Below are 2524 nucleotides of genomic sequence, written 5' to 3'. Positions count from 1 at the left end.
TGTTCCCGGTGCGGGCGCTGTCGCGGCACTTCCGTGGGGGATTGGTGAGCCGACTGCGCCGGGCGGGCACGGAGGGGCGGCTGGCGCGCATCACCCCGCACGAGGTCGACCGGGTCCTCAACGCCCTGATGCAACCCGAGTGGGTGGTCTATTCCAAACCCTGTCTGGCCCGCACCGAGACGGTGATCGACTATCTGGGCCGCTACAGCCATCGCATCGCTCTGTCCGACAGTCGATTGCTGGGCTTCGATGAAGACGACGCCACGGTGGACGTGCGTTACAAGGACTACCGTGACGACAATCGTCACAAGGTGATGACCCTGAGCGGGGAGGAACTCATTCGTCGCTTCCTGCTGCATGTGCTTCCAAAAGGGTTCATGCGGGTGCGGCATTTCGGCTTCCTGGCCAACCGCTGCCGGACGCGCTGTNTGGCGCTGATCCGCACGGCCCTTGCCGCCCCGGCACCGGAACCTGCCGAAGCAACGGCGGTCACCGCACCGTTTGACGGCTATCCGTGTCCCACCTGCCGTACGGGACGGCTGCATGTGACCCAGCACCTGGCCCCGCGGCGGCGTGGTCAGGGGGTGATGAACGCGCCTGCCCCAGCCTAAGCATCAGGGCTCACCCGTCACGCTGGACAGGCCGCATGCGGCCTGCGCTCGCGCTCGCCCGCACGCTGGAAAATGGTCTACAATCGACGCAAAATCGCCCGCGTATCAGCCCCGCGGCCCCCTCGGATGCTCGCTTTGCGCCGCTCCGAGCGTTGCCCACATGCTGAGAGACCGCCCGACACCGGTCGGCGACCCTAGGCTCGGGGATACAATTCCCTATCTCTAAAGAAGACCGTGCCCGCAGCGCGCACTGTGCCAGGATCGGATTAGTCGGCGAACAGACTGCGGTGGCGCGAGCGTCGCTTTCCCCAGCGTCAGATAGAGCCTTCGGACGTGATAACCGGACGTAGGGGGGGGTTGAATCCGCCCCTACACGAAGGTCTGTCTGGATATCAGGTGCGAATGCGATAAAGCGGGTGCGCAGCGACAACGGGGTCGATGAGTCCGAGCGCAGTGCAGCGGTCGCTCGACCAGGGGTATTCTTCCGCGGTGGGCAACATGCCCGAACCGGGTTGCGTTCGATGTCGCGCCGGCAAGCGATGAGGTCGCTGTCGGCTTCGATAACCGATGAGCGGACGCGGCCCTCGAAAAGCGTCCCTGTTCGGTGGTCGGTACGGTTGACGTACTGACCGTAACGCTGTCCGAGACCTTCATCAGCCGACCCGGTCCGCGGTCGGTTTCCGGAGTCGCCGGCAGATGGACATGGTTGGTGCCCGCAAGCCCCGCCCGTGCGAGCGAGCCACTTAGACAACGACTAATGGGAGACAGAATGCCCGCTGCAAACAGTTACGACACTGACGTGATGGCTTGGGCCAACGAACAGGCTCGGCTGCTCCGGGCTGGTCGTTTCGACGCCCTAGACATCGAACATATCGCTGATGAGATTGAAGACGTGGGAAAGAGCGAACAACGCGAATTGGCAAGTCGAATGGCGGTGCTCCTGGCCCATCTGCTCAAATGGCAGCTTCAACCGGAACGGCGCGGCGCCAGTTGGGAAATCACCGTCCGCAATCAGCGGAAGGCGATTACGTTACACCTTAAGCAGGTCTCCAGTTTGAAGGCGAAACTAGACGATGCCGAATGGTGGGATGTCGTATGGGGTGATGCGACATCCCAAGCGGCAAATGAAACCGGGTTAGGCGATTTCCCGGAATCTTGTCCATGGACCTTCGATCAAGTCATGAATCCGGACTTTTGGCCGGCGCCGCTCTTACTCTATTAGGCCCGCAGGGCCGTGTCCTTTCGGCAAGCCTGCATGAATTCCGCACGCGGGTCCGGCCCGATTTCTGGGGGCAGTTTACTTAATTCGAGCCGCCAGGAAGGGCCGTAGGTTGGGCTGACAAAGGGAACCGCCATATGACATCACCGATGATCTGATGGTTGCACCTGTCACCGTTCACGCCACAACGAAGTAGCGCCATTCGGAGCGCCATTCGGGACAGACCACGGTTTCGAGACTCGATCGGCAGTTCGATCTGATTCGCGTCCGGGGGCTCTTTTTCGGTCGCCCCGATTCGCCGGGCCATGTACGCCGACCAGGCCTTGGTCATAAACCCGGCCACCGCGCGATCGGCACGGTCGTCGGTCCGCACAGCGGACCCTACAGGTCACGGCATTACCGTGAATTCCTCAACATTGTTCGTGACCAGTGTACAACCAAGGTGGCGGGCATGGGCGGCAATCAGCAGGTCGTTGGACCCGATGGGTGCCCCTCTGGACTCCAACGCATTGCGGATCTTCGCATAGACACCGGACGCCTCTTGCGGCCAAGCCAGCACCAGACAATAGGCTAGAAAATCAGCCAGGGCAGCGGCGTTCTCCTCCCGTCGCTGACTCTTGAGCAAATTTACCAACGCTACCGCGAGGTGGGTATCTCGATGGCCTACACGTTTGAAGATTTTAAGCGCGAGTGG

At 61.8% G+C, this 2524-nt stretch carries 3 protein-coding genes; 2 read left to right on the top strand and 1 reads right to left on the bottom strand.

Translation table 11 applies throughout. The features are described from left to right. Both A39O_RS32440 and A39O_RS0107330 read left to right on the top strand, forming a co-directional pair. The coding region (locus tag A39O_RS32440; RefSeq protein ID WP_020504039.1) for an IS91 family transposase at positions 1 to 611 on the top strand (611 nt) is incomplete at its 5' end. A gap of 769 nt (positions 612 to 1380) precedes the next feature. Continuing rightward, positions 1381 to 1833, top strand: a complete 453-nt coding sequence (locus tag A39O_RS0107330; RefSeq protein ID WP_157639784.1) for a DUF29 domain-containing protein — start codon at positions 1381 to 1383, stop codon at positions 1831 to 1833. Positions 1834 to 2218: 385 nt separating this feature from the next. Here the strand turns inward: A39O_RS0107330 and A39O_RS32435 are convergent. Next, positions 2219 to 2524, bottom strand: a 306-nt coding sequence (locus tag A39O_RS32435; RefSeq protein WP_020504037.1) for a PIN domain-containing protein, incomplete at its 5' end; no start/stop codon positions are given.

The organism is Lamprocystis purpurea DSM 4197, from assembly GCF_000379525.1.
Classification (GTDB): Bacteria; Pseudomonadota; Gammaproteobacteria; order Chromatiales; family Chromatiaceae; genus Thiodictyon; species Thiodictyon purpureum.
Note: the sequence above shows the minus strand (reverse complement) of the source record. Positions and strands in the feature narration are given on the sequence as shown.